Origin of the sequence: Pseudonocardia cypriaca, from assembly GCF_006717045.1 — a bacterium.
GTDB lineage: Bacteria > Actinomycetota > Actinomycetes > Mycobacteriales > Pseudonocardiaceae > Pseudonocardia > Pseudonocardia cypriaca.
In genome coordinates this window covers 2,668,460-2,694,305 of sequence record NZ_VFPH01000002.1, presented here as the reverse complement: position 1 = coordinate 2,694,305, position 25,846 = coordinate 2,668,460, and the positions used below count along the sequence as shown (strand labels likewise).

Annotated in this window: 27 protein-coding genes, 2 tRNA genes and 1 pseudogene; 16 read left to right on the top strand and 14 right to left on the bottom strand. The window is 74.2% G+C overall.

Translation table 11 applies throughout. The features are described 5' to 3' along the window. The first annotated feature begins 38 nt into the window (after nt 1–38). On the top strand, nt 39–476 hold the full coding sequence (locus FB388_RS30495) for an RrF2 family transcriptional regulator (RefSeq protein WP_142105603.1): 438 nt from the start codon (nt 39–41) through the stop codon (nt 474–476). Between the two features lie 111 nt (nt 477–587). Here FB388_RS30495 and FB388_RS30490 read toward each other — a convergent pair. After that, nucleotides 588–663: transfer RNA gene (locus FB388_RS30490), tRNA-Arg, on the bottom strand. Nucleotides 664–758: 95 nt separating this feature from the next. Between FB388_RS30490 and FB388_RS30485 the strand changes: the two genes are divergently transcribed. Further along, entirely contained in the window at nt 759–1,481 is a 723-nt protein-coding gene (locus tag FB388_RS30485; protein ID WP_142105601.1) for an SIR2 family NAD-dependent protein deacylase, read from the top strand. Nucleotides 1,482–1,603: 122 nt separating this feature from the next. On the opposite strand, the gene FB388_RS40630 is transcribed toward FB388_RS30485, so the two are convergent. Together FB388_RS40630 and FB388_RS40625 are read right to left on the bottom strand one after the other, a co-directional pair. After that, nucleotides 1,604–1,990, bottom strand: coding sequence for a hypothetical protein (locus FB388_RS40630; protein ID WP_246122521.1), 387 nt, complete (start codon nt 1,988–1,990; stop codon nt 1,604–1,606). A 107-nt stretch (nt 1,991–2,097) separates the two neighbouring features. Next, nucleotides 2,098–2,742: pseudogene (locus tag FB388_RS40625) on the bottom strand (tRNA ligase subunit PheS family protein); the annotation flags it as partial. A 256-nt stretch (nt 2,743–2,998) separates the two neighbouring features. On the opposite strand from FB388_RS40625, the gene FB388_RS30475 reads away from it, so the two are divergent. The 4 genes from FB388_RS30475 to FB388_RS30460 all read left to right on the top strand — a co-directional run bounded on the left by FB388_RS30475 (nt 2,999) and on the right by FB388_RS30460 (nt 7,407). Then, nucleotides 2,999–3,700 (top strand): response regulator transcription factor, encoded by a 702-nt coding sequence (locus FB388_RS30475; protein WP_142105599.1) that lies wholly within the window; start codon nt 2,999–3,001, stop codon nt 3,698–3,700. Continuing rightward, nucleotides 3,697–5,160, top strand: a complete 1,464-nt coding sequence (locus tag FB388_RS30470; protein WP_142105598.1) for a sensor histidine kinase — start codon at nt 3,697–3,699, stop codon at nt 5,158–5,160. The genes FB388_RS30475 and FB388_RS30470 overlap by 4 nt, the downstream gene beginning before the upstream one ends. A 41-nt stretch (nt 5,161–5,201) precedes the next feature. Further along, nucleotides 5,202–6,662 carry a S1C family serine protease gene (locus tag FB388_RS30465; protein WP_142105596.1) on the top strand — a complete coding sequence of 487 codons (1,461 nt, stop codon included), beginning with the start codon at nt 5,202–5,204 and terminating at the stop codon, nt 6,660–6,662. A 256-nt stretch (nt 6,663–6,918) separates the two neighbouring features. Further along, nucleotides 6,919–7,407, top strand: a complete 489-nt coding sequence (locus FB388_RS30460; RefSeq protein ID WP_425468593.1) for a MogA/MoaB family molybdenum cofactor biosynthesis protein — start codon at nt 6,919–6,921, stop codon at nt 7,405–7,407. 30 nt (nt 7,408–7,437) lie between these two features. On the opposite strand, the gene FB388_RS30455 is transcribed toward FB388_RS30460, so the two are convergent. Beyond that, entirely contained in the window at nt 7,438–7,725 is a 288-nt protein-coding gene (locus FB388_RS30455; protein WP_142105592.1) for a hypothetical protein, read from the bottom strand. 34 nt (nt 7,726–7,759) lie between these two features. On the opposite strand from FB388_RS30455, the gene FB388_RS30450 reads away from it, so the two are divergent. Then, complete coding sequence (locus FB388_RS30450) at nt 7,760–7,918, top strand: hypothetical protein (protein ID WP_246122520.1); 159 nt, start codon at nt 7,760–7,762, stop codon at nt 7,916–7,918. On the opposite strand, the gene mscL is transcribed toward FB388_RS30450, so the two are convergent. From mscL to FB388_RS30430, 4 genes are all read right to left on the bottom strand, one after another. Next, nucleotides 7,909–8,316 carry a large conductance mechanosensitive channel protein MscL gene (gene mscL, locus FB388_RS30445; RefSeq protein WP_142105588.1) on the bottom strand — a complete coding sequence of 136 codons (408 nt, stop codon included), beginning with the start codon at nt 8,314–8,316 and terminating at the stop codon, nt 7,909–7,911. The genes FB388_RS30450 and mscL overlap by 10 nt on opposite strands. Nucleotide 8,317: 1 nt before the next feature. Beyond that, a complete protein-coding gene (locus FB388_RS30440) occupies nt 8,318–8,959 on the bottom strand; it encodes an SAF domain-containing protein (RefSeq protein ID WP_246122519.1) in 642 nt (213 codons plus the stop codon). Nucleotides 8,960–9,040: 81 nt separating this feature from the next. Next, entirely contained in the window at nt 9,041–9,352 is a 312-nt protein-coding gene (locus FB388_RS30435; RefSeq protein WP_142105586.1) for an FmdB family zinc ribbon protein, read from the bottom strand. A gap of 65 nt (nt 9,353–9,417) precedes the next feature. Continuing rightward, nucleotides 9,418–10,023: a 5-formyltetrahydrofolate cyclo-ligase gene (locus FB388_RS30430; RefSeq protein ID WP_142105584.1), complete on the bottom strand. Its 606-nt coding sequence runs from the start codon at nt 10,021–10,023 to the stop codon at nt 9,418–9,420. A 36-nt stretch (nt 10,024–10,059) separates the two neighbouring features. On the opposite strand from FB388_RS30430, the gene FB388_RS30425 reads away from it, so the two are divergent. The 7 genes from FB388_RS30425 (at nt 10,060) to FB388_RS30395 (ending at nt 15,936) form a co-directional block, all read left to right on the top strand. Then, nucleotides 10,060–10,959, top strand: a complete 900-nt coding sequence (locus tag FB388_RS30425; protein ID WP_142105582.1) for a UTP--glucose-1-phosphate uridylyltransferase — start codon at nt 10,060–10,062, stop codon at nt 10,957–10,959. A gap of 4 nt (nt 10,960–10,963) precedes the next feature. Beyond that, nucleotides 10,964–12,190, top strand: a complete 1,227-nt coding sequence (gene glp / locus FB388_RS30420) for a molybdotransferase-like divisome protein Glp (protein ID WP_142105580.1) — start codon at nt 10,964–10,966, stop codon at nt 12,188–12,190. A 9-nt stretch (nt 12,191–12,199) separates the two neighbouring features. Then, on the top strand, nt 12,200–12,880 hold the full coding sequence (locus tag FB388_RS30415; RefSeq protein ID WP_142105578.1) for a GNAT family N-acetyltransferase: 681 nt from the start codon (nt 12,200–12,202) through the stop codon (nt 12,878–12,880). A 138-nt stretch (nt 12,881–13,018) separates the two neighbouring features. Then, nucleotides 13,019–13,972 (top strand): gephyrin-like molybdotransferase receptor GlpR, encoded by a 954-nt coding sequence (locus tag FB388_RS30410; RefSeq protein ID WP_142105576.1) that lies wholly within the window; start codon nt 13,019–13,021, stop codon nt 13,970–13,972. Between the two features lie 45 nt (nt 13,973–14,017). Further along, a tRNA-Ala gene (locus FB388_RS30405) sits at nt 14,018–14,090 on the top strand. 283 nt (nt 14,091–14,373) lie between these two features. Further along, the gene (locus FB388_RS30400) at nt 14,374–15,063 is read left to right on the top strand and encodes a helix-turn-helix domain-containing protein (RefSeq protein ID WP_142105574.1); all 690 of its coding nucleotides are present in this window, start codon (nt 14,374–14,376) and stop codon (nt 15,061–15,063) included. A gap of 96 nt (nt 15,064–15,159) precedes the next feature. After that, a complete protein-coding gene (locus tag FB388_RS30395) occupies nt 15,160–15,936 on the top strand; it encodes a maleylpyruvate isomerase family mycothiol-dependent enzyme (protein WP_142105572.1) in 777 nt (258 codons plus the stop codon). A 5-nt stretch (nt 15,937–15,941) separates the two neighbouring features. Here FB388_RS30395 and FB388_RS40070 read toward each other — a convergent pair whose 3' ends face one another. Further along, entirely contained in the window at nt 15,942–16,823 is an 882-nt protein-coding gene (locus tag FB388_RS40070; protein ID WP_211362274.1) for a helix-turn-helix transcriptional regulator, read from the bottom strand. Between the two features lie 101 nt (nt 16,824–16,924). On the opposite strand from FB388_RS40070, the gene FB388_RS30385 reads away from it, so the two are divergent. Together FB388_RS30385 and FB388_RS30380 are read left to right on the top strand one after the other, a co-directional pair. Next, nucleotides 16,925–18,382 carry an MFS transporter gene (locus FB388_RS30385; RefSeq protein ID WP_211362273.1) on the top strand — a complete coding sequence of 486 codons (1,458 nt, stop codon included), beginning with the start codon at nt 16,925–16,927 and terminating at the stop codon, nt 18,380–18,382. Next, on the top strand, nt 18,379–18,723 hold the full coding sequence (locus tag FB388_RS30380; protein WP_142105570.1) for an EthD domain-containing protein: 345 nt from the start codon (nt 18,379–18,381) through the stop codon (nt 18,721–18,723). Before FB388_RS30385 ends, FB388_RS30380 begins: the two co-directional genes overlap by 4 nt. A gap of 116 nt (nt 18,724–18,839) precedes the next feature. Here FB388_RS30380 and FB388_RS30375 read toward each other — a convergent pair whose 3' ends face one another. The 5 genes from FB388_RS30375 to FB388_RS30355 are packed head-to-tail and all read right to left on the bottom strand — an operon-like array spanning nt 18,840 to nt 25,845. After that, on the bottom strand, nt 18,840–21,572 hold the full coding sequence (locus tag FB388_RS30375; protein ID WP_170225890.1) for a hypothetical protein: 2,733 nt from the start codon (nt 21,570–21,572) through the stop codon (nt 18,840–18,842). A 35-nt stretch (nt 21,573–21,607) separates the two neighbouring features. Next, nucleotides 21,608–22,486 carry an NAD-dependent epimerase/dehydratase family protein gene (locus FB388_RS30370; RefSeq protein WP_142105566.1) on the bottom strand — a complete coding sequence of 293 codons (879 nt, stop codon included), beginning with the start codon at nt 22,484–22,486 and terminating at the stop codon, nt 21,608–21,610. Next, complete coding sequence (locus tag FB388_RS30365; protein ID WP_142105564.1) at nt 22,486–24,000, bottom strand: class I adenylate-forming enzyme family protein; 1,515 nt, start codon at nt 23,998–24,000, stop codon at nt 22,486–22,488. Before FB388_RS30365 ends, FB388_RS30370 begins: the two co-directional genes overlap by 1 nt. Further along, nucleotides 23,993–25,108, bottom strand: a complete 1,116-nt coding sequence (locus tag FB388_RS30360) for a cytochrome P450 (RefSeq protein ID WP_142105562.1) — start codon at nt 25,106–25,108, stop codon at nt 23,993–23,995. Before FB388_RS30360 ends, FB388_RS30365 begins: the two co-directional genes overlap by 8 nt. After that, entirely contained in the window at nt 25,105–25,845 is a 741-nt protein-coding gene (locus FB388_RS30355) for a glycosyltransferase family 2 protein (protein ID WP_142105560.1), read from the bottom strand. The genes FB388_RS30360 and FB388_RS30355 overlap by 4 nt, the downstream gene beginning before the upstream one ends. Nucleotide 25,846 lies beyond the last annotated feature (1 nt).

Genomic DNA, 25,846 nt, shown 5'->3' with positions numbered 1-25,846 from the left:
CGTAGCCGGATCGATTGCGGTCTGGCAAGATGGGTGCTGTGCCCGGTCCGACCAACACCCGATTCGCCGTCGCCGTGCACGTGCTGACCTATCTCGCAGGTGTCGAGGAGCGAGCGGTCAGTTCCGACGAGCTGTCGGCCAGCACGAACGTCAACCCCGTCTACGTGCGCCGCGTCCTGGGTCCGTTGCGCGATGCGGGCCTGGTGCGATCACGTCCCGGCCCTCACGGGGGCTGGGAACTGACCATCGACGCCCGCAACCTCCCGCTGTCGCGGGTCTGGCAGCTGATGCAGGACGGACATGCGGTGCTGGGCCTGCACGGCCCGGATCCGGCCTGTGCGGTGGGGCGCAGGGTGCAGGCCGCGCTCGTGGCTCTCGACAGCCGGGTGGCCGGCGCGATCACTGCCGAGCTCGAACAGCTCACGCTGCACGACCTCCTCGCCGACGAGCCGTCGCCGGCCCGACCGCGGGTCTGAGTTCCCCCGAGCGCGGGCACCGACCCGGGGCTGCGGTGGGCACACGCCGGTCCGCCGTCGTACGAGCGAGCACGGCGACCCCGACGGGCAACCCGAGCTCAACAAGAGATGTGGTGCCCCCGGCAGGATTCGAACCTGCGACACCCGCTTTAGGAGAGCGGTGCTCTATCCCCTGAGCTACGAGGGCTTGCGGGCTCGATCCTAGCCGTGACCGGGCTCGCCGCCCGGCCCGGGCGGCGAGCCCGTCCAGATGTGAGGATCGGCGGGTCGGAGGGAGCAGTCTTGGACGTCAGCAGTCTCGTCGAGGTCGCACCGCGGGAGCGGTTCGCGCGGGTCTGCGCCCTCACCGGCGCGGGGATCAGCGTGGCGGCCGGGCTCGGGACGTTCCGGGGGCCGGACGGGCTCTGGACGCTCTCGCCCGAGGTCGAGCGGGCCATGCACGCCCACCTGCTGCCCGGGAACGTCGACGCGCTGTGGGACGTGTGGGGCGGGATGTGGAAGACGGCGGCGGCCGCCGGGCCGACGCAGGCGCATCGGGCGCTCGCGGCGGCCGGGGCGTCGGTGATCACCCAGAACGTCGATGGCCTGCACCAGGCCGCGGGCTCGGTCGACGTCGTCGAACTGCACGGCTCTGCGGGCCGGGCCCGCTGCCTCGACGAGGCGTTCTGCGGCTGGGCGGGGCCCGCCGACGAAGCGTTGCGCGCCGCTCCTCCGCAGTGCGCGCGGTGCACCGAGCCGGCCCGCCCGGCCGTCGTCCTGTTCGGCGAGATGCTCGACCCGGAGGCGCTCGGCGCGGCCCGGCGGCTGGTCTCGGCGTGCGACCTCTTCCTCGCGATCGGCACGTCCGGTCGGGTGGCGCCCGCGTCATGGCTGGCGCCCACCGCCCGGGCGGCCGGGGCGTTCTGCGTGAACGTCGACCTGCACCCGGACGGCCCCGTCGACCCCGCCTTCCACGCCCGCGTCGTCGGGGACGCCCAGGACGTGCTGGCGGAGTGGGCGCGCTAGTCGGATCCCGGAACGACCAGGCCGTGTCGGGCGTCCCCGAGAATCTGCTCGCACAAGCGGGCTTCGCTCTCCGGTGAGAAGACATCCTGTTCGTCCATATCGGCACGGTGCGCCTTGCCGGATCAGCTTGTCGACGAATGTTGCCGTTCCGGCAATGCGGCCCACTCGTGGTGTGGGCCCTCGTGCACGGCGGCGTAGACGCGGTCCCGCACGATGTTGGCCTCTGCGTCGGTGAGGGTCCGGTCGAGCGGGCGCAGGACCATCCGCAGCAGCACGTTGTCCTGGCCGGGCCCGGTGCCGAGGCGGGTCCGGGCGGGTTCGGGTAGCCGCTCGTGGGGCGTGCGGGCCAGCACCGTGAGGCTCTCCAACGCGTCGGCGTCCCGGCCGAGGGCGGCGCGGGCGCGGTCGCCGAGCAGCTCGTCGTCGACGTCGTCCGCCGCGACGATCGAGAGATCGCGCCGGACCGCCGGCAGCATCGAGACCGGCCGCCACGGGGTGAGGTCGAGCATCTGCTCCGCGATCCGCGGGTCGGTGGCCCGCAGCAGCCGGATGTCCGGCAGCCCTTGCGCAGCATGACGGCCCGGTCGAGCCCCATCCCGAGGGCGAGCCCGCGCCAGCGCCCCGGGTCCAGGCCTGCCGTGGCCAGCACGTGCGGCGCGGCGAGCCCGCACTCGGCGAGCTCGACCCAGTCGTCGCCGACGCGGACGTCCAGCTGGCGGCCCTGCTCGGTGTACGGGTGCCGCGCGGGCACCGTGCGCCGGTCGGATCCGGGCAGGACCGCCTCGACGAGCGTGTCGAGCATGTCCTGCAGATCGACCGCGCCGCGGGTGATGCGCCACAGGTCGACCTGGTGCGGCTCGCCGACGTGCATGCGGTCGATGGCGTCGCGCCGGTACACGAGGCCGGGCAGCACGAGCAGCAGGTCGGCGGGCGGGTCCGCCTCGGCGGCGAGGGCACGCAGGGCGGGTGGCACGCCGGCCGTGGTGTGGCTGCGCAGCATGACGGTGTCGCCGAGGTAGCGCGAGTAGCGGGCGTCACGGGTGATCGCGGCGGCCGGGTAGCCGAGTCGGTCGTAGTTGTCCTCGACGGCCACGGCGGGGGACGGGCGCAGCACGCGCACCGTGCTGCCCCAGCGGGCGGCGAGGGCGTCGACGGCGGCGTCGAGCAGCAGCCCGACGGCGTGCGTGCCCTGGGCGGGATCGGTCAGGTCGCGCAGCGCGAGGGCGGCGGCGACCTGGTCGGGGGAGAGGGTGGCGGTCACGGTGATCCTCACGGGTGGTGGCGGGTGGGTTCACCCCCCGGCCGCCCCGGTCGCGCGGATCAGACGGATGCATCGGTGCCCGCGCGGCCGCACAGCGGCCGGGGGCACGGAAATCGACGCGCGCTCGCCATGGGGCGACGGTAGCGCGGCGGGTCTGCTGGCGCTTGCGAATTCGCTGGTCACCCGGGTGGGGAACGTTGCCCGCGCCACATGCACCTCTCAGGCGGGTCTCAGATCACGCGTTCACACTGACCGCATGCGCATCCTCGTCGTCGACGACGACCGATCAGTACGGGAGTCGCTGCGCCGTTCACTGGCCTTCAACGGCTACCAGGTCGAGCTCGCGAGCGACGGCCAGGCAGCCCTCGATGCCGTGCTCGCGCAGCGCCCCGACGCGATGGTCCTCGACGTGATGATGCCCCGCCTCGACGGGCTCGAGGTGTGCCGGCGGATGCGCGCGGCGGGCGACGAGCTGCCGATCCTCGTGCTCACGGCCCGCGACGCCGTCTCCGACCGGGTGGCGGGCCTCGACGCGGGCGCCGACGACTACCTGCCCAAGCCGTTCGCGCTCGAGGAGCTGCTCGCCCGGCTGCGTGCGTTGCTGCGGCGCCGCTCCCCGGACGACATCGCCGCCGCGGCCGCTGGGCAGAGCAAGCCGCTGGAGTACGCCGATCTCTCGCTCGACCCCGACACGCGCGAGGTCCGGCGTGGTGACCGGCCGATCAGCCTCACCCGCACCGAGTTCACGTTGCTGGAACTGCTGCTCGCCAACCCGCGCCGGGTGCTCACCCGATCCCAGATCCTGGAGCAGGTCTGGGGCTACGACTTCCCGACCACCGGCAACGCGCTGGAGGTCTACGTCGGCTACCTGCGACGCAAGACCGAGGCCGAGGGTGAGCCGCGCCTGATCCACACCGTGCGCGGCGTCGGGTACGTCCTGCGCGACACGCCGCCGTGACCTGGCCTGCCGCGCAGCAGCGGCAGGGCAGGCCCTCTCGGCGGGAGGCCATCGACCAGCTCTCGTTGCGCACCCGGGTCGGGGTGCTCGCTGCGCTCGTGGCGGCGCTGGCTGTGGTGCTGGTCTCCGCGGCGGCGTTCGTCACCGTCCGCGTCAACATCATGCAGACGCTCGACGCGAACCTCCTGCAGCGCGCTTCCGCCGCCGCGCAGAGCGAGTTGGGCGATCCCCAGGTGCTCGCGACCATCCCCACCGAGGTCCTCGGCGCGGGCGACATCCGGCTGGCTCTGGTGCTCGCGAACGGCCAGGCGATCTCCGCGGAGGGGGCGGCGTCCGCCCCGCCGCTGGGGGACGACGAGCTGGCGGTCGCCAAGGGCGATGACGACTCCTCCACGCGCACGGCCACCGAGGACGGCGCGTCGTACCGGGTGGTCGCGGTCCGAGCAGGGCCGGGGCAGGCGCTCGTGATGGCCCAGCGGCTCGACGCCACGCAGCAGGTGCTCACCAAGCTCGGGTTCGCGCTGCCCATCGTCGGTGGGGTCGGTGTGGTGGCGGCGGCGATCGCGGGCGTCGCCATCGCGCGCGCCGGGCTGCGTCCCGTCGACCGGCTCACCGCCGCCACCGAGCGGGTCGCCGCCACCGGGGATCTGCGTCCGATCCCGGTGGAGGGATCCGACGAGCTCGCCCGGCTGACCGCCAGCTTCAACGAGATGCTGGGCGCGCTCGCCGCGTCCCAGGAACAGCAGCGGCGCCTCGTCGCCGATGCCGGGCACGAGCTGCGCACGCCGCTGACCTCCATGCGCACCAACCTGGAGCTGCTCGCCGCCGCCAGCAGGCCCGGTGCGCCGATCCTGCCGGACGCCGAACGCGCCGAGCTCCTCGACGACGTCCAGGCCCAGGTCGCCGAGCTGTCCACGCTGGTGGGCGACCTCGTCGAGCTGGCCCGTGACGACGCCCCGATGGTCGTGCACGAGCCGGTCGAGCTCACCGACGTCGTGATGCGGGCGCTCGAACGGGCCCGCCGGCGCGCCGGTGACGTCGAGTTCGACCCGCACCTCGTGCCGTGGGCGCTCGCCGGTGACGCCACGGCCCTCGAACGCGCGGTGCTCAACCTGCTCGACAACGCGGCGAAGTGGAGCCCGCCGGGAGGGCGGGTGCGGGTGCAGATGCGGCCGGTGGACGAGTGGTCGATCGTGCTGGAGGTGGCCGACTCCGGTCCCGGCATCGCCGACGAGGACCTGCCGCTCGTGTTCGAGCGCTTCTACCGGGCCGCGACGTCACGCACGATGCCCGGCTCGGGGCTCGGGCTCGCGATCGTCCGCCAGGTCGCGGTGCGGCATGGCGGCGCCGTGTGGGCGGGTCGGGCTCCGGAGGGCGGGGCCCTGCTCGCGATGCGGCTGCCGGGGCACCGGCTGTTCACCGGACCCGGAAGATCGGTGTATCCGTCGGGTCGTCGCTAGGCTGGGGCCCGCACGTCCCCTGACGCGAATTCGGTGATGGCATGGCGAACCACCCCTCCGACCACGACGCGGTTGCGGGAGGGCCGGACGACGGGGCGCAACGCAGCCCCGGCGAGCAGGCACACCATGCCGCGCAGCCGGGGTGGGGCGCCCAGGGCCGAGCGCCGTACGGCGGCGGCCCGCCGGCCGCCGCGACGGCGGAGATTCCCACGCCCGCCGGCTGGCCGGGTCGCGCGAGCGGCCTGCCGGAGCACGGCGCCACGACCGCGTGGTCGGGCGGGTGGCCCACCTACGGCGCCCCGGCGGCACCGCCCGTCCAGGGTTCCTGGTACGGCCCGCGTCCCACGGAACCGCAGGCTCCCGCGCACCCGTACCACCCCCCGCAGATCCCCCCGTACGGTCCGCCGCCCGGCTCGTACTACCCGGAACCGCGCAGCCGCACCGGATCGTCGCGCCGGGGCACGCTGATCGCGCTCACGCTGGTGGCGATGCTGCTGTCCGGGGTGATCGGCGGGGTCGTCGGACACTCGCTCGCAGGCAGCGGCCGGGGCGGGTCGATCGGCGTGCTCGGGCTGCCGCTGCCGTCGATCGACACGGCGTCCGCCCCGACCACCCCGGTCGAGGCCGTCGCCGCCCGCGTGCTGCCGAGCGTCGTGCAGCTGCGCGTCGACGGGCCCACCGCGTCCGGCGAGGGCTCGGCGATGGTCCTGAGCGCCGACGGGCTGCTCCTCACCAACAACCACGTCGTGGAGCAGGCCGCCGAGTCCGGCACCGTCACCGCCGTGTTCCAGGACGGCGCCACGGCCACCGCGGCGATCGTGGGCCGCGACCCCAGCTCGGACCTCGCGGTGATCCGCGCGCAGAACATGACCGGGCTCGTGCCGGTCGAGCTCGGCAACTCCGACTCGCTCCGCGTCGGGCAGCAGGTCGTGGCCTTCGGCGCGCCGCTGGGCCTGGGCGGCACCGTCACCACGGGCATCATCAGCGCGGTCGACCGGGCCGTGAACGTCGGTGAGGAGACCGGCGCCAACACGCCCACGGTGCTCAACGCCCTGCAGACCGACGCCGCGATCAACCCGGGCAACTCCGGGGGACCGCTCGTGGACATGGACGGGCGCGTCGTAGGCATCAACTCCGCGATCGCCACCACCGGGGCGCAGGGCGGGTCGATCGGCGTCGGGTTCTCGATCCCGATCAACCAGGCCAGACGCGTCGCGGAGGAGCTCGAACGCACCGGCCGCGCGTCCCGCGCCGTCCTCGGCGTCACCGTGATCGACGACCCGCGGCAGGCCGGAGCGGTCATCAAGGGCGTCACCCCCGGAGGGGCGGCCGAGCAGGCCGGGATCCGCGAGGGCGACATCGTGCTGCGCTTCGGCGATCAGCGCATCTCCACCGGCACCGACCTGCAGGCCGCCGTGGGATCACGGGCGCCGGGCGAGGTGATCGAGGTCCAGCTCGCCGACCGCACGGTGCAGGCGACCCTCACGGCCGCCCCGAACTAGACCGCGACACGCGCGCACCCACACCGCGACTCGCGGAGGTTCGGTGCGCGCGTCGCCCCCTCAGGTGGATCGCGTGGACAGCTGTTGACGCGAATGGCGGCGTCTGGTCTCTTTCAGTGGTGCCGGTCGTGGTGCCCCACGCCGGACGCCCGTCGCGTCGGCGCCGGTCCCCCTCCCAGCGCCGACGCGACCTGGCGTTCGACGGACCGGGTGACCGAGCCCCGGATGGTGCACCGCTAAGTTGAGCGCCATGGAGATGGCGCCACCCCAGATCGGTCGAGCCCTAGTGGTGGTCGTGGACGACCGGGTGACTCACGGCGAACACGAGGACTCCATCGGGCCGCTGGTCACCGAGCTGCTCGAGGAGGCGCGCCTCGTCGTCGACGGCGTGGTCGTGGTGCCGGGTGACCCGGTGGCGATCCGCAACGCCCTCAACACGGCCGTGATCGGCGGCGTCGACCTCGTCGTGACCGTCGGGGGCACCGGGGTGTCCCCGCGCGATGTCACGGCCGATGCCACCGCAGGCGTGCTCGACCGCCCGATTCCGGGCATCGCGGAGGCCATTCGCGCCTCCGGCCTGGCCGCGGGCGCCGTGGACGCCGGGCTGTCCCGCGGGCTCGTGGGCGTATCGGGCAGCACGCTCGTGGTGAACCTCGCTCCGTCCCGCGCCGCGGTGCGCGACGGCATGGCCACGCTCACCCCGCTCGTCTCGCACGTGATCTCGGAGCTGTCCGGCCTGGACTGAGCCCCTAGGAGCGCCCTGAACAGGACCCTCCTAGCTCTTCGGCTCGTCCGGGTCGACGGTCACCACGGTGGGGCCGTCGGCGGGGCGGGGGCGGTCCAGCGAGGCCTCGACCTTCGCGGTGACCTCCTCGATCTTCTCGTGGAAGCGCCCACCGGTGGCCCGGTCCACGCCGCTCGCGGTCGCGTCCGCGGCTTTCACGGCGAGGTCGGCGGCCCGGTCGAGGTAGCCGGGTGCCTTCTCGCGCGCCACCTCCGACAGCTCACCCGCCTTGAGCAGCGCGGTGTCGGTGAACTCCTTGGCCTTCTCCGTGAGTCCCATGCGGTCCATCGTCGCACCGGTGCAGGATGGTGGCGTGGACGAACTACCCGAACCGGTGCGTCGCCGGCTCGACGAGGTGTTCGGCGACGTGCTGCCCAGCACCACGTCCGACGAGCGCGACGACCGGCCGGACCCGCGCGCCGGGGACGACGAGCTACTGGCGAACCGCCCCCCGCACCACGATCAGGACTGACGCTCGCGTTCGTGCTGCGCCCGCAGCAGGTCGCGGATCTCCTTGAGCAGCTCGACATCGGTGGGCTCCGCGGGGCCGGCCTCCTCCCCGCGCTTGCGCCGCTCCTTGAGGTGGTTGAGCGGCAGCACGATCAGGAAGTAGACGACCGCGGCCACGATGAGGAAGTTGATCGCCGCCGAGATCACCGAGGCGACGTCGATGTAGGTGCTCTCCTTGCCGGGGACGATCTCGATGCCGAACCCGGGGCTCTCCGGCGGGGTGACCGCGTTGATCAGCGGCTGCAGGATGCGCTGGGTGAACGCCGTGACGATGCTGCCGAACGCCGCACCGATGACGACGGCCACCGCCAGCTCGACGACGTTCCCGCGCAGGACGAAGTCCTTGAAACCTTTGAACACGTTAGCGGAGGGTAACGGCGACCTGCTCGGTCAAAGATGCGGCCGCCACCCGCGCCGCGATCTCGGACGGCATCGCGACCAGCACCAGCCGCCCGGACGACGGTGAGTCGGGCGGGAGGACGGCGAGCACCGCCGCCGCGGTGGCGAGCACGAGCGGCTCGCCGCTCTCCCCGCCGACCGTGACGACGTCGACCGTGCTCCCCGGGACGAGCAGCGCGGCTGCTCCTGCGTCGGCCAGCCGGACCGGAACGGCGGCCGCGCCGGCCGGCGCACCGAGTGCGGCTGTCGGCCCTGCCAGGCGGGTGTCGGTGATCGGCTCGCCCGCCCGGGCGGCACCGACGAGCACGCGCCCCTCGGCGCCCGCCGGATCGGGGAGCGCTCCGCCGGGCACCAGCTCGGCGGGCCAGCGACGCACCGCGAGGTGGGCCGGGCCGAGGGTGGAGCCCGCGATGACATCGACTGCGGCGACCACCACCGGCACGCCGTCGGCATCGGGCCCGGGCGCGAGCGCCAGCACGAGCGCGAGAGTGGCGAGCACTCCGGCGGCGACCCGGCGCAGCAGTGCGACCCGGCGCCACCCCGGGCCCACGACGAGCGCCCCGAGCCGGGAGAGCGGCCGGGGCGCGAGCCGGGAGTCGGTCATGGGACCGACGCTAGGGCGCCGGCGACGTCAGCGGGGTGGTGCTGCCGAACCTGTGGACAACCCGGGGGCGAGGTGGATAACTCAGGCAGCGGGCGCGGCCGACGACGAGCTCTCCTTCGACCCGCCCGAGGACGAGCTCGAGTCGGACTTGCCGGAGTCGCTCTTCGGGGCGTCGCTCTTCGCCGAGTCGCTCTTCGGGGGCACGCCACCGCCACCGGACCGGCTGTCGGTGCGGTAGAAACCGCTGCCCTTGAAGACGATCCCGACCGAGGAGAAGACCTTGCGCAGGTTGCCCGAGCACGCAGGGCACTCGGTCAGCGACGCGTCGGTGAAGGACTGCACGGCCTCGAACCGGTGGTCGCAGGCGGTGCAGGCGTACTGGTAGGTCGGCACGTGTCCCTCCGGAGGCACACACGAACGAGCTGGCACTCGAACAGTCTGAGTGCCAGCATAACCCCTCACGGCCGGCGGTTGTTCCCGAGCGTGACGAGGCCCGCTCCCGGGAGCAGGGCTCCCGTCACCGGCCGGTCGTGCGGCTCGGCGGGCAGCCGTTCCACCAGTTCATCGTCGTTCAGCACGATGACGATCGGCACGTCCGGCCCCACGAGCGGCAGGCTGCGGTCGTAGTGGCCCGCGCCGCGGCCGAGCCGCACCCCGCTGCGGTCGGCGGCGAGCCCCGGCACCAGCACGAGCCGCGCGCGGCCGACGGCGTCGGGCCCGAGCCGCGGTCCGGCCGGTTCGCGCAGCCCGAGCGGGCCCGCCGCGAGGGAGTCCGGGCCGGTGTAGGCGGCCCAGTCGAGCGGCTCCCGGCCGGGGAGCACGACGGGCAGTAGGACCTCGTGCCCCGCGTCGTGCAGTGCGGCGACCAGATCGAGGGATCCGGGCTCCGAGCCGACCGGGACGTACGCGCACACCGGGCCGCCGGTCGTGGCCGCCAGGTCGACGGCCGCGGCGGCGAGCGCCGTGGCCCGCGCGGCCCGTTCGGTGGCCGGGAGCGCCCTCCGAGCTGCCACGACAGCGGTACGCCAGCGGTTCTTCTCGGCGAGAACGGCGCGTCCCGTCACGCATCGACCCTACTCCCGCCATTAGGCTCGCCGACCATGAGCGAAGCAGCGCCTGGGAAGAGCCCGTTCCGCTCCGCTGTGGTTCCAGCCGCAGGCCTGGGCACCCGCTTCCTCCCCACGACGAAGGCGGTGCCGAAAGAGCTGCTCCCGGTCATCGACACCCCCGGGATCGAGCTCGTCGCCGCCGAGGCGGCGGAGGCGGGCGCCGAGCAGCTGCTGATCGTCAGCTCGCCGGGCAAGGACGCGGTGGCCGCGTACTTCGCCGATTCCTCGGAGCTGGAGAAGGAGCTCGCCTCCCGGGGCAAGGAGGACATGGTCGCGAAGGTGCGGCGTGCCCACGAGCTGATCGCCGTGCAGACGGTCACCCAGGACGAGGCGCGGGGCCTCGGCCACGCCGTGGGGTGCGCGCGCGATGCGATCGGTCCCGACGAACAGGCCTTCGCCGTGCTGCTGCCCGACGACCTCGTGCTGCCGACCGGCGTCCTCACCAAGATGGCCGAGGTCCGCGAGCGCTTCGGCGGCAGCGTGCTCTGCGCGTTCGACGTGCCGCGCGAGGAGATCTCGGCGTACGGGGTGTTCGAGGTCGATGACACCGGTGACCCGGACGTCAAACGGGTGCACGGCATGGTCGAGAAGCCCGCGCCGGAGGAGGCCCCGTCCACGTACGCCGCGGCCGGGCGCTACCTGCTCGACCGAGCCGTCTTCGACGCGATCGACCGGATCGAGCCGGGCGCGGGTGGCGAGCTGCAGCTCACCGACGCGATCGCGCTGCTGATCGGGGAGGGCCACCCCGTGCATGTGGTCGTGCACCGCGGCGGCCGGCACGACCTCGGCAACCCCGCCGGCTTCGTCCGCGCGTTCGTCGACTTCGCGCTCGACGACCCGGAGATCGGCCCCGACCTGCGTGCCTGGCTGGCCGCCCGCCTCGAGGACTGAGCACTTGCGCACCGTCGACGAGCAGCTCGAGCGGATCCTCGCCGCCGCGGTGCGCCCCGCCCCGGTGCGGGTCGCGATCTCGGACGCGCACGGGCTCCGCTGCGCGGAGGAGGTCGTCTCCTCGCGGCCGCTTCCCGGTTTCGACCAGGCGGCCATCGACGGCTACGCGGTGCGCAGCGTCGACCTTTCGGGCGCGTCGCTGGCCGAACCGGTGTCCCTCCCCGTCGTCGGGGAGATCCCGGCGGGTTCCCGGCAGCCGTTGCGGTTGCAGCCGGGCCAGGCGGTGCGGGTGGCTGCTGGGGCGCCGCTGCCGACGCTCGCCGACGCCGTCGTCCCCGTTGCGAACACCGACGCGGGTGCCGCGCGCCTCGACGTGCACCAGGGCGTGCCGTCGGCGGCCTTCGTGCGGCGCATCGGGGAGGACGTGCAGCCGGGCGACGTCGCCGTCCGCCGCGACACCGTGATCGGGGCGGCCCAGGTCGCCATGCTGGCCGCGGCCGGCCGGGACAAGGTGCTCGTGCACCCGAAGCCGCGCGTCTCGGTGCTCTCGGTCGGCGACGAGCTAGTGGAGCTGGCCCGCACGCCGGGCGCCGGGCAGGTCGTCGACGTCTGCTCGCACGCCCTCACCTCCGCCGCCCGGGAGGCGGGCGCCGAGACGGCTCGGGCCGGGCTCGTCCGCGGCGACGCGCGCGACGTGTGCGCGGCGCTGGAGGACCGGCTCCCGTTCAGCGACGTGATCGTGGTCTGCGGCGCCGTCGGGGGCACGGCGGGCGCGGAGGTGCAGTCCGCCCTCACCGTCCTCGGGGACATCGACACCACCCGCGTCGCGATGCACCCCGGCTCCACCCAGGCGTTCGGCCGCCTCGGCCCGGACGCCGTGCCGACCTTCCTCTTCCCGGCCTACCCGGCAACCGCCCTGCTGCTGTTCGAGGTGCTGGTGCGCCCCCTCGTGCGCCTCGCACTCGGCCGCACCGACCCGTACCGGCGGATGATCTCGGCCCGACTGACCTCGCCCATCACGTCCGTGAAGGGGCGGCGCGGCTACGTGCGCGGCCGGCTGCTGCGCGAGCAGGCGACCGGCGACTACCTCGTGCAGCCGCTCGGCACCTCCGGTACCCACCTGCTGTCGTCCATCGGCGAGGCCAACGGGCTGATCATCCTCCCCGAGGACCTCACCGAGGCCACCGTGGACGAGCAGGTCACCGTGGCGTTCCTGCCCGCTCCGCACTGAGGGCCGGGGATGGCGCACGCGCACCCCGGGCGTACGTCCGCCCGCCACCCGGGCTGGCCCGCCCGGCTCGGCCCGCTGCGCGTCCGCGCGGGTGTCGTCGCACTGCGGCCGGTCCGGCTGCGAGACGGCGGGGCGTGGTCCGCGATCCGGATCCGGGACGAGGAGTACCTCGCGCCGTGGGAACCGACCATGCCCGGCGGCTGGGCGGAGCGCCACTCGCCGGGTGAGTGGCCCGCCCGCTGGCTGCAGCTGCGTTCGGCCGGGCGGCGCGGCACGGCCCTCCCGTTCGCCGTGACGCTGGACGACCGCTTCGTCGGCCACGTCATGGTCGGCAACGTCGTGCGCGAGCCGCTGCTGTCGGCGTACGTCGGCTACTGGGTGGACTCCACGGTCGCCGGCGGTGGCGTGATCACCGGCGCCGTCGCGCTCGTCGTGGACCACTGCTTCAGCCGCGTCGGCCTGCACCGCATGGAGGCCACGGTGCGACCGGAGAACGCAGCCAGCCTTCGCGTCCTGGAGAAGCTCGGGTTCCGGGAGGAAGGCCTGTTCCGCAACTACCTCGACGTCGACGGGGCGTGGCGCGACCACGCGTGCTTCGCGCTCACCACCGACGAGATCCGTCCCGGCGGCCTCACCGGGCGACTGGTGGCCGCCGGGCGGGCGGAACGGGTCCACAGCGCACCGGCGTAGGGGTGAACCTCATCGCGTCGGCGCGTCGCTGCCGGTCTCACCCGGTGGTGCTCACTACCGTTGACGCGCGGGAGCGATCTTGGCCGGGGAAACCGGATCGCCCCGGACTGCGCCGCGGGGGAGGGGTAGGAGGCAGCCGTGCCGAGCTCGATGATCTTCGCGAGCCTGGTGGTGCTCTGGCTTCTGATCCTCGTTCCAGCCGTCGCGCGGCGCCGGCAGGAAGTGGCACGACCGAGCGTCGCCGCCCTCTCGGGGCGGGTGCTCGACCGACCACGCCGGCTTCCGGGGCAGGGTCCGGCCACGGGCCGCGAACGGGAGGTGGACGGGATGGACGACGAGACGGGCCGCGTCGAGGACCACGTCGACCACGACCAGGCCGACGATCTGTTCACCCACACGGTCGCCGAGCGTGACGACCGGCGCTGGGAGCGCCCGGGGCCGCGCTACCGCCCCGGCCGCGGCGGGTTCGACCCGGAGGCGGCCGCGCTCGCCGCGCGAGCGCGCTACGCGTTCCGGCAGCGCGTCGTGCTCACGATGCTGATCACGGCGGTCGTCACCGGCCTGATCGCGGCCCTCGCCGTCCCCGGGATCTGGTGGGCACACGGCGCCGTCGACATCGCGCTCGTGGGCTACCTCGTCTACCTGCGACGCCAGGTCCGGCTCGAGGAGGCGATCCGCGAACGGCGAGCCGCCCGCATGGCCGGCACCCGCAGGCCCTCCGCCGCCGACGACCCCGAGCTCGACGCCTGGGCCCGCCGCGGCCGGGAGCTCACCCGTCGCGACGACCAGTACGACGCGGTCGAGGACGACCCCGACGACCAGTACGACGACGAGTACGACGGCTGGGACGGGCAGGACGGCGACGACGACGTCCCCGACGAGGAGCCCGAGCGCCCCACCGGGACCCGCGCAGCGAGCCGCGCCGACGCCGAGCCCGTCCCCACCGAGCCCGCGCTCCCGCGCCTGCGCCCGGCCCCGCCGCCCGCGCTCCCCGCCGGTACCTCGCTCGTCGAGGCCGACGAGGACGACCCCGAGCTCTACGACCTCGACGGCCCCGCCCGACCGGGATACCGCCGTGCGGCCGGGGAGTGACCGCCTGCTAAGGTCGTTCCCGTCCGATCCGCGGTGGTCGGACACGGGGCTGTGGCGCAGTTGGTAGCGCGACTCGTTCGCATCGAGTAGGTCAGGGGTTCGATTCCCCTCAGCTCCACTCTCAGGGGACGTGTGCTCGCGGAGAGCGCTCACCCTTTCGCGTGTCGCGTTCCTTCTGGGGGCCCAGCCCCCAGACCCCCAGCCGGGGGCACGCCCCCGGACCCCCGTCCATGTAGCCGGGTTGGTTCGGGGGCGTTCACCTCCTCGCCTGTCGCGTCCCTCATCCGGGGGCAAGCCCGGGGCCCCGTCCGCGTGTCCGGGTGGGTGCGGGAGCGCCTACTGCTCGCCGTGTCCTTCCTGGAACCAAGGTCGGGCAGCTATGAGGTCTAGGCTCGCGACCGATGGGACTGATCTTCAACGCCGTCGGCGGCGACATCCCGATGGTGCAGCGGGTGTGGTCGGCGAGCTGTGACGCCGCGAGCGGCTTCACCTCGGCGGCCAAGTCCTCATCCATGATCGCGTTCGCGCGGAGCGGTGGCGTGTTGACCGTGCACCTCCGCGGACCGGAGACGGCGGGCACATCGATGATCTGCCCGGAGGGCTCGGAGTTCTTCGGCGTCGATCTGCGGCTCGGTGCCTATCTGCCGCTGTACCCGCCCTCCGGTCTGACCGACCTCAACGATGCGGTGTTGCCGACCCTGCCCGGCGGCCGGATCCTGCTGGACAACCGGGACTGGGAGATGCCGACCGAGCAGAACGTCGACGTCTTCCTCGAGCGGCTGGTGCGCGCAGGTTTGTTGGTCTTCGACCCCCTCGTCGACGAGATCCGGCACGGCGAACGACCACGCGGCATGTCGGAACGGATCGCGCAGATCAGGTTCCGCCGGGCCGTCGGGATCTCGCACCGCAAGCTCGTCAGCATCGAGCAGGCACGGCACGCCGCGCAGCTCCTCATGGCGGGGACATCGATCGCCGACGTGGTGACCGCCGGCGGCTACTACGACCAGCCGCAGCTCGCGCGGGCGATGCGGTGGGCGACCGGTCACACCCCGGGCGAGCTGAGGTCCGGCATCCCGTTCCTGGCGTTGTGAGCCGGGATTCGGTTCGGTACAAGACGGACGATCAGCCGGCTGGTTGGCTCCCGGACGATCTCGAGCAGGCATCGACCCGAGCACCTGGAGGTGCGGATGGACACGTCCGCGTACGTGAAGGCTGTTGTCGAACAGACGGGGACGTTCGCCGACTGGGTGCACGGGAAGGATGCGTCTGCCCCGGTCCCGACATGTCCGAAGTGGACTCTGGCCGATCTCGTCGACCACGTCGGCGCGACGCAGCGTGTGGTGGCGATGCTCGTGGGTGAGCGGATGACCGAGCCGAGCAGGGCGTTCGCCGGCTACGTCCCGGGTCCGACCGATTCGTCCCAGTGGCACGCCTGGCTGACCGAGGGCGCGGCCGAGGCGAAGCGGGCGTTCGAGTCGGTCGACGATGACACGCCGGTGTGGGACCCGTCCGGCGCGGCAGCGGGCGTGCCGTTCTGGTCACGTCGGCTGTTCGGCGAAGTCTCCGTGCATCGCGCGGACGCGGCCGCGGCGCTCGGCACGCGGTACGAGCTGGCGCCGGAGCCCGCTGTTGCGGCCATCGAGGACTGGCTGGCCACGATGACGTCCCGCGGCTACTGGGAGAACAGGCCGGACTTCGCCGATGCGATGCGCGGCGCCGGCCAGACCCTGCACTTCCACGCGACCGACGCGCCGGGGGAGTGGCTGGCACGCCGGGAACCGGACATGGTCGTCCTGGAACGCACGCACGCCGAGGCGGACGTCGCGGTACGCGGCCCGGCCGCGGAGCTGCTGCTCGTACTCAGCAGGCGCCGCCCGCTGGCCGCGACTCCTGGGCTGGAACTGCACGGCGATCAGGCACTGCTCGACCACTGGATCGAACACATGGACTGGGTGAGCGACTGACCTCGTCAGGTCGCCGGACGCAGCCGCCGCACGTTCGCAGGACCGTCGATGGCGCCGCGGGCGATTCGGCCGGCGAGCTCTTCGAGCCGTTCCTGGGTGGTGCGATCCTCCGGTTGGTACACGACGACACGGGTGCGGGGGTTCTCCTGGAGCAGCATCGTGATCGTGCGCAGGGACAGGTTGCCGACGTGCAGCGACCGGATGCGCCTCACCCGTCGGGGATCGGTGGACACGTCCGCCTGGTCCCACAGCCGCACGAACAGCGGTGACTCCTCGCGGAGCCTGCCGAGCAACGGCTCCCATGCCGGATCCGTGACCGACTCGCCGTAGTACGCGCGCAGCTTGGCCACGATGGCCGCGCACTCCTGCTCGTGGTCGGAGTGCCCGGCGATCCAGTCGGGGTGGGTGAAATGCAGGTAGGCGCAGTTGCGATCGGCCGCAGGCAGCGCCTCCACGTCGTCGATCATGAACCGGAACGGCGCGTTGTAGGCCAGCGGCTCGAACCAGGGATTCATCACCACCGCCGGGTGCGGGGAGAGGCTGTCCAGTAGCCCCTGCAGGAGGCCACCGGCTGTCTCGTCGCTCGACGGTGTTTCTACGTCCGGGTATCCGCCGAGGAGGAACAGGTGCCGGCGTTCGGCGCTCGAGAGCCGCAACGCATCTGCGATCGCTGCGAGCACCTCGACACTCGGCTGCACGTCGCGTCCTTGTTCGAGCCACGTGTACCAGGTCGACCCGATGTTCGCGAGAACGGCGACCTCCTCCCGGCGCAGCCCCTTGACCCGACGCCGGCCGCCGCCACCGGGCAGAGCCACGTCTGCGGGGGCGAGCCGGTCACGCCGTGCGCGCAGGTACGCGCCGAGCTCGCGAGAACGCACGTCTGCCACGGCACGATCATCCCAGGGCGAGACGGGAACAAGGTGGTGGTCGGAGCACCAGCATCACGGCACTCTGGGTAGTCCCCCGGCGGGCGCGCAGGGTGAGTGCCGTGCAACGGACTTGGCCGGTTCTCGTCGCGGCATTCGGCGCGACGTACACGTTCAGCATCGGCAACGTGACCGCCCCGCGCCTCGGACCGGAGCTGGGCGCGAGTCGGGGCGAGGTCGCGCTCGTACTCGCCGCTTTCGCGGTGTCGTTCGCGGCCGGGCTGATCCTCGCGGGGCGTCTCGGCGACCGGTACGGCCGCCGGCGGCTGCTGACCATCGGGCTCGTCGCGCTCGCGCTGACGTCGGCACTGGCCGCGGCGGCTCCCGGAGTCTGGTGGCTGGTCGCCGCACGGGTTCTGCAGGGTGCGGCCTCGGCGATCGTGACGCCACAGACGTTGGCGATCATCCAGACCTCGGACAGCGTACCCGCCCGGGCGCGCGGGCTCGCAGCGTTCACCGCCGGCTCCGGAGTCGGCACCGTGGCGGGTCAGGTCGTCGGCGGACTCGTGATGGGGCTGGGCCTGCCGTTCGCCGGATGGCGAGGGGCGGTCCTGACCTCCGCGCTCCCAGGTGTGGTGGCGCTGCTGGGCGTGCGCCGGATCCGGGTTCACGCGCCGAACGGCACCGAACGGCCCGACCTCGGCGGCGCACTCCGGGTGGGGATCCCGCTCCTGGCCCTGGTCGCCGGTCTGTCACTCGGCCCGGCAACGGGCTGGACCTGGTGGACGCCTGCGCTGGTGGCGATGGGGTTGCTGGGGTTGTACGGCTTCTGGCTCGACCAGGGACGGCGCGAGCTGGCGGGACGTCCGGTTCTCGTCGCGCCTTCCAGCCTGCGGCCGCCCGCGCTGCGGCTCGGCCTGCTGATGGCAGTGCTGCTCTTCGCCGGCTACGGCGCGTTCAGCTACGAGTATTCGATGCTCACCCAGGTGGGCCTCGGGTTGACGCCGGTCCAGTCCGGGCTCGCGCTGGCCGCGTTCGCGGGGGCATTCGCACTCGCGGGACTTCGAATGCCGCACATCACCGCGCGGTTCGGGGACCGCACGATGGAGCTGGCCGCGGGCCTGCTGGTCGCCGGCCTCGTCCTGCTCGGCCTGGTCTCCTGGTTCACACAGGGCATGGGCGCGGCGATCTGGGTCGGATGCTTCGAAGTGATCGGGGTGCTCCTCGGTCTGGCGCAGGCGAGCCAGTACGGCCCCCTGGTCGGGACGGTCATGGCAGCGGTGCCCCATCGAGTCGCGGGCCTGGCCGGAGGCCTGTTCACGACTGCGCAACAGGCCTCGCTGGCACTCGGCGTGGCCACGATCGGCGGGATCTTCGGCACCCTCGCCCCACCGCTCGGCTGGGAGCGCGCCTTCGCGGTCGCACTCGGCGTTCAGGTGGTCACCACCGTGCTGTTCTGGGTGCTCGCGCGGCGGCTCCGCAGACGACCGCGCGGCTCCGACGCCCACTGCGCCCCGGGCGCAGACCAACGGCACCCACGGATCCTCAACCAGCAAGCAGGGAAAGGCGTCCATCCATGATCAAGATGATCATCACGCTCAAGCGTCGCGAAGGCATGACCCACGACGAGTTCAAGCACTACCAGCAGAACATCCATCGACCGCTGCTCATGGCGATCCCGGAATCGGAGCGGTACATCCGCCGGTTCGTCGTGTCGTACCCCGTGCCGGCGCCCCGGTACCCCGAGTCGGAGTACGACTCGGTGGTCGAGGCCTGGTTCGACAGCATGGCCGACCTCGAAGCCCTGTTCTTCAGCGACAACTTCCTGAAGAAGGTCGACCCGGATCACGAGAACTTCATCGACCTGTCGACGTTCGGGCGAGTCATCTGCGAGGAGGACGTGGTCATCGACCGCAGCTAGCGCGGCGATCACCGCCAGGTGGTCGGTGATCGCGTCGGCGGCGAGTTCGGCCTTCGAGACGCCCATGCGCGTCGGCAGCTGGTGGGTGGATGGCGCGGCGTTCCCCGGCGCTGGAGCTATCCGGTCAGCCGCAGGAAGCAGGGGCCGCCATCACCGGCCACCACCAGCAGATCCGAACCGACCGCAGCGGCGTGCCGCGGTGCGGTTCCCAACCGCAGCGCCGCCCGGGCGGCGCCGGTGGCCGGATCCCATATCCGCACGGTGCGGTCCGTGCCGGCGGTGGCCAACCACGAGCCGTCCGGAGAGAGGGCCAGGGCGGCGACCGGCCCGGTGTGCTCTTGCAGCGTGTGCCGGCAGTCCCCGGTGGCGGAGTCCCAGATCCGGGTCGTGCCGTCCTGGCCGGCGGTGACCAGCCAGGACCCGTCGGTGGTGACAGCGAGCGCCGTCACCACCCCGGTGTGGGCGTCGATCGTGCGCCGGTGGGCGCCGGTCGCGGGGTCCCAGATCCGCGCGGTGCCGTCATCGCCCGCGGTGGCCAGCCAGCTCCCGTCCGGAGCCAGCACGAGCGTCCCCAGCGGGGCCGTGTGCCCCACGAGGACGTGTCGGCAGTGCCCGGTGGTTGGGTCCCAGATCCGGGCGGTGCCGTCGTCCCCTGCGGTGGCCAGCCAGCTCCCGTCCGGGGCCACCCCGAACTCCATCACCGGGTTCGGGTGCCCGACCAAGGCGAACCGGTGGGCACCCGTGGCGTCCCAGAGGTGGACGGTGTCGGTGCCGTCGCCATCGTCGCTGCCTTCGGTGACAGTCCGCGCGCCGTCGGGGGCGACGGCGACTGCGAACACCGGGCCGGGAGCGGCGGTCCGGGTGCGCAGGGGAGCTCCGGTGCGCGGGTCCCACACGCGCACGGTGCCGTCCCAGCCCACGGTGGTCAGCAGGGAGCCGTCGGCGGTGACCGCGAGCGCCGCCACGCGGTCACCGTGCCCGACGAGGGCGCGGTGGCAGGTTCCGGTGGTGGGGTCCCAGATCCGGGTGGTGCCGTCGGTGTCGGCGGTGGCCACCCAGGTCCGGTCCGGGGCGAGGACCAGCGCCGACACCGGGCAGGCCGGCTCCTGCGGGTCGGGCCGGTCGGCGGCGGGGTCCCAGATCCGGGCCGTGCCGTCTTCGCAGGCGGCGACCAGCAGGGAGCCGTCCGGGGTGACGGCCAGAGCTTCTACCGGGTCGGTATGGCCGCGGACGGTGAGCCGGCAGGTTCCCGTGTCCGGGTCCCAGATCCGCGTGGTGCCGTCGGTGCCCGCGGTGGCCAGCCATGAGCCGTCCGGGGCGACGGCGAGCGCGGTCGACGGGCCGGTGTCGGCGCGGCCGTCCAGGACGTGCCGGCGGGCGCCGGTCACCGGATCCCAGATCTGGGTGGTGCCGTCATCGCACGCCCCGGCCAGCCAGGAGCCGTCGGCGGCGACGGCGAGCAGCACCACCGGCTCGGCGGACGCGCGCAGGACGTGCCGGCCCGCGCCGGTGGCCGGGTCCCACGTCCGGGTGACGCCGTCCAGACCGGTGGTGGCCAGCCAACTCCCGTCCGGGGCAGCGGCCACCGCCGTCAACGGGGCGTGGTGGCCGCGCAGGGTGTGGCGGCGGTGCCCGGTGGTCGAGTCCCAGATCCGGGTGCTGCCGTCGCTGCTCGCGGTGGCCACCCAGTCCCCGTCCGGGGCGACCGCGAGTGCGTTCACCGAGCCGGTGTGCCCGCGCAGGGCGTGCCGGCACACCTCGCTGTCCAGGTCCCAGATCCTGGCCGTGCCACCCTCGGCCGCGACGGCCAGCCACGTCCCGTCCGGGGCCACCACGAGTGCGTTCACCCGCTCGTCGGGCCCGTCGAGCACGCGCACGAGGGCGCCGCTGCCGGGGTCCCAGATCCGCGTGCTGCCGTCCCAGCCCGCCGTGGCCAGCCACGAGCCGTCCGGAGCGACCGCCAGTGCCGACACGGGGCCCACGTGCGCAATGAGGGTGAGCCGGCACGTGCCGGAGGCGAGGTCCCAGATCCGGGCGGTGCCGTCCTCGCCTGCGGTGGCCAGCCCACCGTCCGGAGCGATGACGAGCGCCAGCACCGAACCGGCGTGCCCGGTCAGTACCCGCCGCAGCGCCGGGTCCGGCAGATCCGGCGGTGCGCCGACCGGGGTCGGGCGCGGCCGCGGCGAGCGGGCCAGCAGCGCGGTCCGCAGCGCCGTCGTGGTCTCGTCGCGAGGCGGGATCCGAGAGGCCAGCGTGGCGACCACCGCGCCGCGGGGCGACAACGGAGCCAGCAGGTGTCCGTCCTGGCGGACCACCCTCGCCAGGGCCGCCGCGATCGGAGTGCTGCCGAGCAGCAGGTCGGCCTCCAGGCCTGCCGGGCCGGTCCGCTCGATCCTGCCGGCCAGCCAGTGCGGATCGACGAGCAGCGCATCCAGTTCGTCGGTCAGGCCGGCGCCCAGCAGGTGGGTCGCCAGCCGGCTCCACAGGTAGTGCCCGTCCGGCAGCCACGCCCAGTCGGAGCGGCCGTCTCGGACCGGCACCTGCGGACGATGCGCGTCCAGCAGCACCCCGTGCAGCCTCGCGAGCTCGTCGGCGGAGCACCCGCCGGGATGGGCGGGCAACACGATCCCGCCGTCGACCCGCACGGTGAGCAGCCCGAGCCCGGACAGCCGGTCCCGGAACCCCGCCGCCCGCTCCCGGTCCCAGCCACCGGTGCGGCCCCACAGGCGGGCCGGCACGTCCAGCGGTATGGGGACGTCAGGAGCGAAGACCACCAGTTCCGCGTACCGGTCCTGCTCGTCGGTCGTGAGCCCGCCGACGGCGTCGGTCGGAGACCGTCGGGGGACCACGTACGCACGGTAGCGCTCCGGGCGATCGGTGCCCGTCACCAGCCGGCCGCTCCTGCGAAGGACGTCGACGCGGGGGCGAGGCCGAGTCGGGTGCGGGCCGCCGTCAGGTCGAGGGTGCGTTCGAGGCCGAGGTGGCTCACGGCGTAGCGGGTGAGCCTCGGCGGGGCGGCCGGTCGGGCCAGCCGCTCGGCCAGCGCGGCCAGTGCCCACGCCGCGCGGAGCGGCAGGTACCGGAGGCGGACGTCGAGGCCGCGTTCGGACAGCAGGGTGGACACGGCGTCGGCGAGGGCGACCGGCTCGGCGTCGCCGATGTTGTAGACGCCCGGCGGGGCGGCCCGGTCGCAGGCGCGCAGCACGGCGTCGACGAGCGTGCCGACGGCGGTCAGCGTGTGCCGGGTGCGCCCGTCCCCGGGCAGGACGAGGGTGCGGCCGCGGATCGCGCCGAGCAGGCGTGGCAGCAGGGTCGGGTCGCCCGGGCCGTAGACGGCGTGCGGGCGCAGCACCACCGTGTCTGGCCGGCCGGTGAGCAGGCGTTCCGCCGCGGCCTTCGACGCCCCGTAGGCCGTGAGGTAGCGGGCGACGGGGGCGGCGGGCTCCGGCGCCTGCACGGTGGGGACGAACGGGTCGTAGACGCTCGCCGTCGAGACGTGCACGAACCGCGCGTCCGGGAACGACGCGAGCACGTTCCCCGTGCCGTCGACGTTCGCCCGCCACACCGGTGCGGCCGGGCCCCAGTCGGTGACGGCCGCGGCGGCGTGCACGACCGCGTCGACCGGCGGTGGGTCGGTGAGTGGGCCTGCCGTGATGTCCCAGCGGGCGCTGCCGTAGCCGTGCACGGTCCACCCGCGTGCCGACGCGGCCCGGGCGACGGCGCCTCCGACGAACCCGGTGGCCCCGGTCACCGCGATCCGCATCAGCGGAACATCTCGCGCACGGCCCTGCGGTCCGGCTTGCGGGTGCGCCCAGCGACCGGCATGGCGTCCAGCACGACGACCTCGTCGGGCAGCGCGGCGGAGTCGATCAGGGACGGGAGTGCGGCGCGAACCCGGCCGGCCAGATCCCGCCCCGCGTCGGGTGCGGGGACGAGCGCGAGCACCACCCGCTCGTCGCCGATCTCGTCCGGTACGCCGACCATCAGCGCTGCAGCCACCCCGGGCAACGAAGCGACCGCCGGCTCGTACAGGCCGGGGTAGATGTTGGTCGAGCCACGGATGATCATGTCCTTGGCGCGGCCGACGAGCACGATCCGGTCGGCGGACAGGCGGGCGAGGTCGCCGGTCGCGTGCTCGGTGAACTCCGGGCCGCCTGCGTAGCCGCGCGCCAGGTTCGGCCCGCTGACGTGCAGTTCGCCGCGCTCGTCGACCCTCGCTGCCACGTCCTTCAGCGGGGCGCCGACCAGGTCGCCCGGCCCGGCGTACGCCAGCTTCTCCGCTGCCGTCGCGATGGCCACCGGCAGGATCTCGGTCATCCCGTACACCGCCAGGAACTCGACGCCCGGCAGCAGCGCGGTCGCCCTGCGCAGCAGCGGCGGCAGCACCGGGGCGGCCCCGAGCAGCACCTGCCGCAGCGACGACGGGAGCGCCACGTCGCCGCGTTCCACCGCGTCGAGCACCGCGGCCAGGTCGGCAGGCACCAGGAAGGTGTGCGTGGCGCCGTCCAGGCCGCGGGCGAGCTCGGCCGGGCGTGCCGCCGGGGCGAACCCGTACGGCGGCATCGTCCAGTGCGCGCCCGCGACCAGCGCAGGGAGGCCCAGCAGGAGCTGGTCGGTGTGCACGCGGGTGCCGGGCGCGAGCTCGCACCGGGTGGCGAGCACGTCGAGTGCGGCGCCGAGCGAGCCGCGGGTGTGGACGACGGCCTTCGGCGCGGCCGTGGTGCCGGCGGTCGGCACGATCGCGGCGTCCTGGTCGGGTGCCGGCGGGACCGGGTCGGGCCGCGCGACGGGACGGGTCAGCGCGCGCAGCGGGATCGCGCGCCGCGGAACGCCCGGCAGCCAGTACCCCGTGCGCACGTGCCGGACGGGGAGGGCGCCGAAGTCGGGCAGCAGCACGCCGCGGCGGCGGGCCAGCGCCCGCAGCGGCCCCGGCGCGCTCGCGGCGTAGAGCACCGACTCGGCCGCCGCCCAGCGCGGTTCGACCAGCGCGACCCGGGCGGCGAAGAGCTCCCCGCCCGCGCCCGGGTCGACGAAGACGACCGTGCCGCCCGCGGCGACCGTCCCCAGCGCGAGCACGATCGCGTCCGGCGACGGGCGCACGGAGAACAGCAACCGCTCGCCCGGCCCGAACCCGGCCGCCCGCAGCCGGTGTGCGACCGCTCGGACGCGGGCGCCGAGCCGGGCGTGGGTCAGCGTGGTGCCCCGCGGCCCGGTGAGCGCGGGTGCGGGCCCGTGCGCGTCGGCGGCGCCGAGGATCTGCTGCAGCAGGTCAGGCATCGAGCACCAGCTCTCGGTAGGCGGGGACGAGCACGCCGAAGGCGGCGCGGCGCCGCACGATCCGCCACGGCCGTTCGCGGTGCGCGGCGAGCACGGCGTCCAGCACGGTGCGGATCTCGGCCATGGCGAGCGGCATCCCGAGGCAGAAGTGCGGTCCGGCACCGAACCACAGGCGGCGCAGCTCCGGCGGGTGCGGGCGGTCCGGGTCGAACCCGCCGAGCGCGCGGGCCGCCGACACCGTGGCGATGACGACGCGTTCGCCCGGGCGCACGTCCAGGTGCCCGATCCGGGCGGGTACGGCGACGCTGCGCAGCATCACCGGCGACGGCACGGTGACCCGCAGCGCTTCGGCGACCGCGTCGTCGGTGCGTGACCGGTCGGCGGCGAGCCGGTCGAGCCAGCCGGTGTCCAGCAGGAGCGCGACGAGCCGCGGCACGAACGACACCAGCGTCTCGGTGCCGGTGAGCACGAACGCCGCCACCGCCCCGCGCGCCTCGTGCTCCGACAGTCCGAGCGAGCGCATCCGCCCGGGCACGGTCGCCGGGTCACCCGCGCGGTAGGCGGCCTCGGCGGGGCCGGTCAGCTCGGCCATCGCGGCGCGGGCCGTCGCGATCTGGGACGCGGTGAGGCGCGGGCGGGCGAGCCGGACCTGCCCGGTGACCGCGGTGGCGGCCGCGAAGGCCGGGCCGGCCGCGAGGCCCGGGTCGAGCCCGACGAGCTCAGCGATCACGGCGCCGGCGAGGCGGCGGGTCATCGCGACGAGGTCGAGCGGCCGCTCAAGGACGAGCGGCGCGCGGCCGACCAGATCCGCCACTGCACGCGGCGTGAACAGGTCCGCAAGGCGACGTCGCAGCTCGGCGTGCTCCGCGCCGTCCATGTTGAGCAGCACGGACGGCCCGACGACGGGCGTCCACAGGTCGGCGGGCGAGCCGGGCCCGGTCTTGGTGAAGGCGGTGTCGGTCAGCACCGCGCGGGCGAGCGCCGCGTCGCTCACCACGACCCCGACGCGCGGGACACGCACCACGGGCCCGATCCGCGCCACCGCCCGGACCAGCGGGTACGCCACGGGGTGGGCCGCGAGCCGGACGCGCCGCTCCCAGGCGGTCACCGGATGTCCACGTGCTCGGGCCGGTAGCGGTGGTCGGCGTACCAGGCGAGGGTGCGCACCAGGCCCCAGGCCCGGACCCGGCGGCTCGACCCGTACACGACGACGTCCCTGCGGGTGCCGTAGCGGGCGGTGAGCCGGCGGACGGCGTTGACGAGGGCGCGGTCCTCGTGCAGGTCCTGGATCCGGGTCCTCGGGAACCCGCCGGCCCGGACGTACAGGCCTGCGGAGATCGCCATGTTGCAGCCCGGCGTCATGACGTACGGGCCGAGGTACGCGGGGTCGCGGTTGCCCGGGCGTACCCGGCCGAAGGCCGCGGCCACCCCGACCGCGCCGACCAGCACCGCCCGCTGCCACGCCGGCACCCCCTCGTCGGTGCGCGGCAGGAGCCTGCCCGCGACGAGCTCGAAGCCCGCCGCGTGCGCCGCCCTGATGCGGGCCGTCCAGTCGGGTGCGGGAAGGCAGTCGGCATCCGTGCGGGCCAGCAGAGTGGCGCCGCGGGCGATGGCGTGCCGCATCCCGGTGTCGGCGGCCGCCCCGGTGCCCCGCTCCGGCTCGTCGATGATCTCCACGGGCAGCCCGAGCGCGGCCGCCGCGTCGTGCACGACGGCGGCGGTGTCGTCGGTGGATGCGTTGTCGACGACGACGAGGTGGAAGTCGCGGTCGTGCTGCGCGGCGAGTGCGCGCAGGGTGGCGGGGATGCCGCGCGCCTCGTCGAAGGCCGGGACCACCACGGCCATG

Coding starts and splice junctions, on each gene's coding strand:
- FB388_RS30395 (WP_142105572.1), top strand. CDS start 15,160: ATGGACACGTCCGCGTACGTGAAGGCTGTTGTCGAACAGACGGGGACG.
- FB388_RS40630 (WP_246122521.1), bottom strand. CDS start 1,990: ATGCTCGACCTCACCCCGTGGCGGCCGGTCTCGATGCTGCCGGCGGTC.
- FB388_RS30425 (WP_142105582.1), top strand. CDS start 10,060: ATGAGCGAAGCAGCGCCTGGGAAGAGCCCGTTCCGCTCCGCTGTGGTT.
- FB388_RS30380 (WP_142105570.1), top strand. CDS start 18,379: ATGATCAAGATGATCATCACGCTCAAGCGTCGCGAAGGCATGACCCAC.
- FB388_RS30455 (WP_142105592.1), bottom strand. CDS start 7,725: ATGGGACTCACGGAGAAGGCCAAGGAGTTCACCGACACCGCGCTGCTC.
- FB388_RS30415 (WP_142105578.1), top strand. CDS start 12,200: ATGGCGCACGCGCACCCCGGGCGTACGTCCGCCCGCCACCCGGGCTGG.
- FB388_RS30355 (WP_142105560.1), bottom strand. CDS start 25,845: ATGGCCGTGGTGGTCCCGGCCTTCGACGAGGCGCGCGGCATCCCCGCC.
- FB388_RS30400 (WP_142105574.1), top strand. CDS start 14,374: ATGGGACTGATCTTCAACGCCGTCGGCGGCGACATCCCGATGGTGCAG.
- FB388_RS30440 (WP_246122519.1), bottom strand. CDS start 8,959: ATGACCGACTCCCGGCTCGCGCCCCGGCCGCTCTCCCGGCTCGGGGCG.
- FB388_RS30465 (WP_142105596.1), top strand. CDS start 5,202: ATGGCGAACCACCCCTCCGACCACGACGCGGTTGCGGGAGGGCCGGAC.
- FB388_RS30460 (WP_425468593.1), top strand. CDS start 6,919: ATGGCGCCACCCCAGATCGGTCGAGCCCTAGTGGTGGTCGTGGACGAC.
- FB388_RS30370 (WP_142105566.1), bottom strand. CDS start 22,486: ATGCGGATCGCGGTGACCGGGGCCACCGGGTTCGTCGGAGGCGCCGTC.
- FB388_RS30475 (WP_142105599.1), top strand. CDS start 2,999: ATGCGCATCCTCGTCGTCGACGACGACCGATCAGTACGGGAGTCGCTG.
- FB388_RS30365 (WP_142105564.1), bottom strand. CDS start 24,000: ATGCCTGACCTGCTGCAGCAGATCCTCGGCGCCGCCGACGCGCACGGG.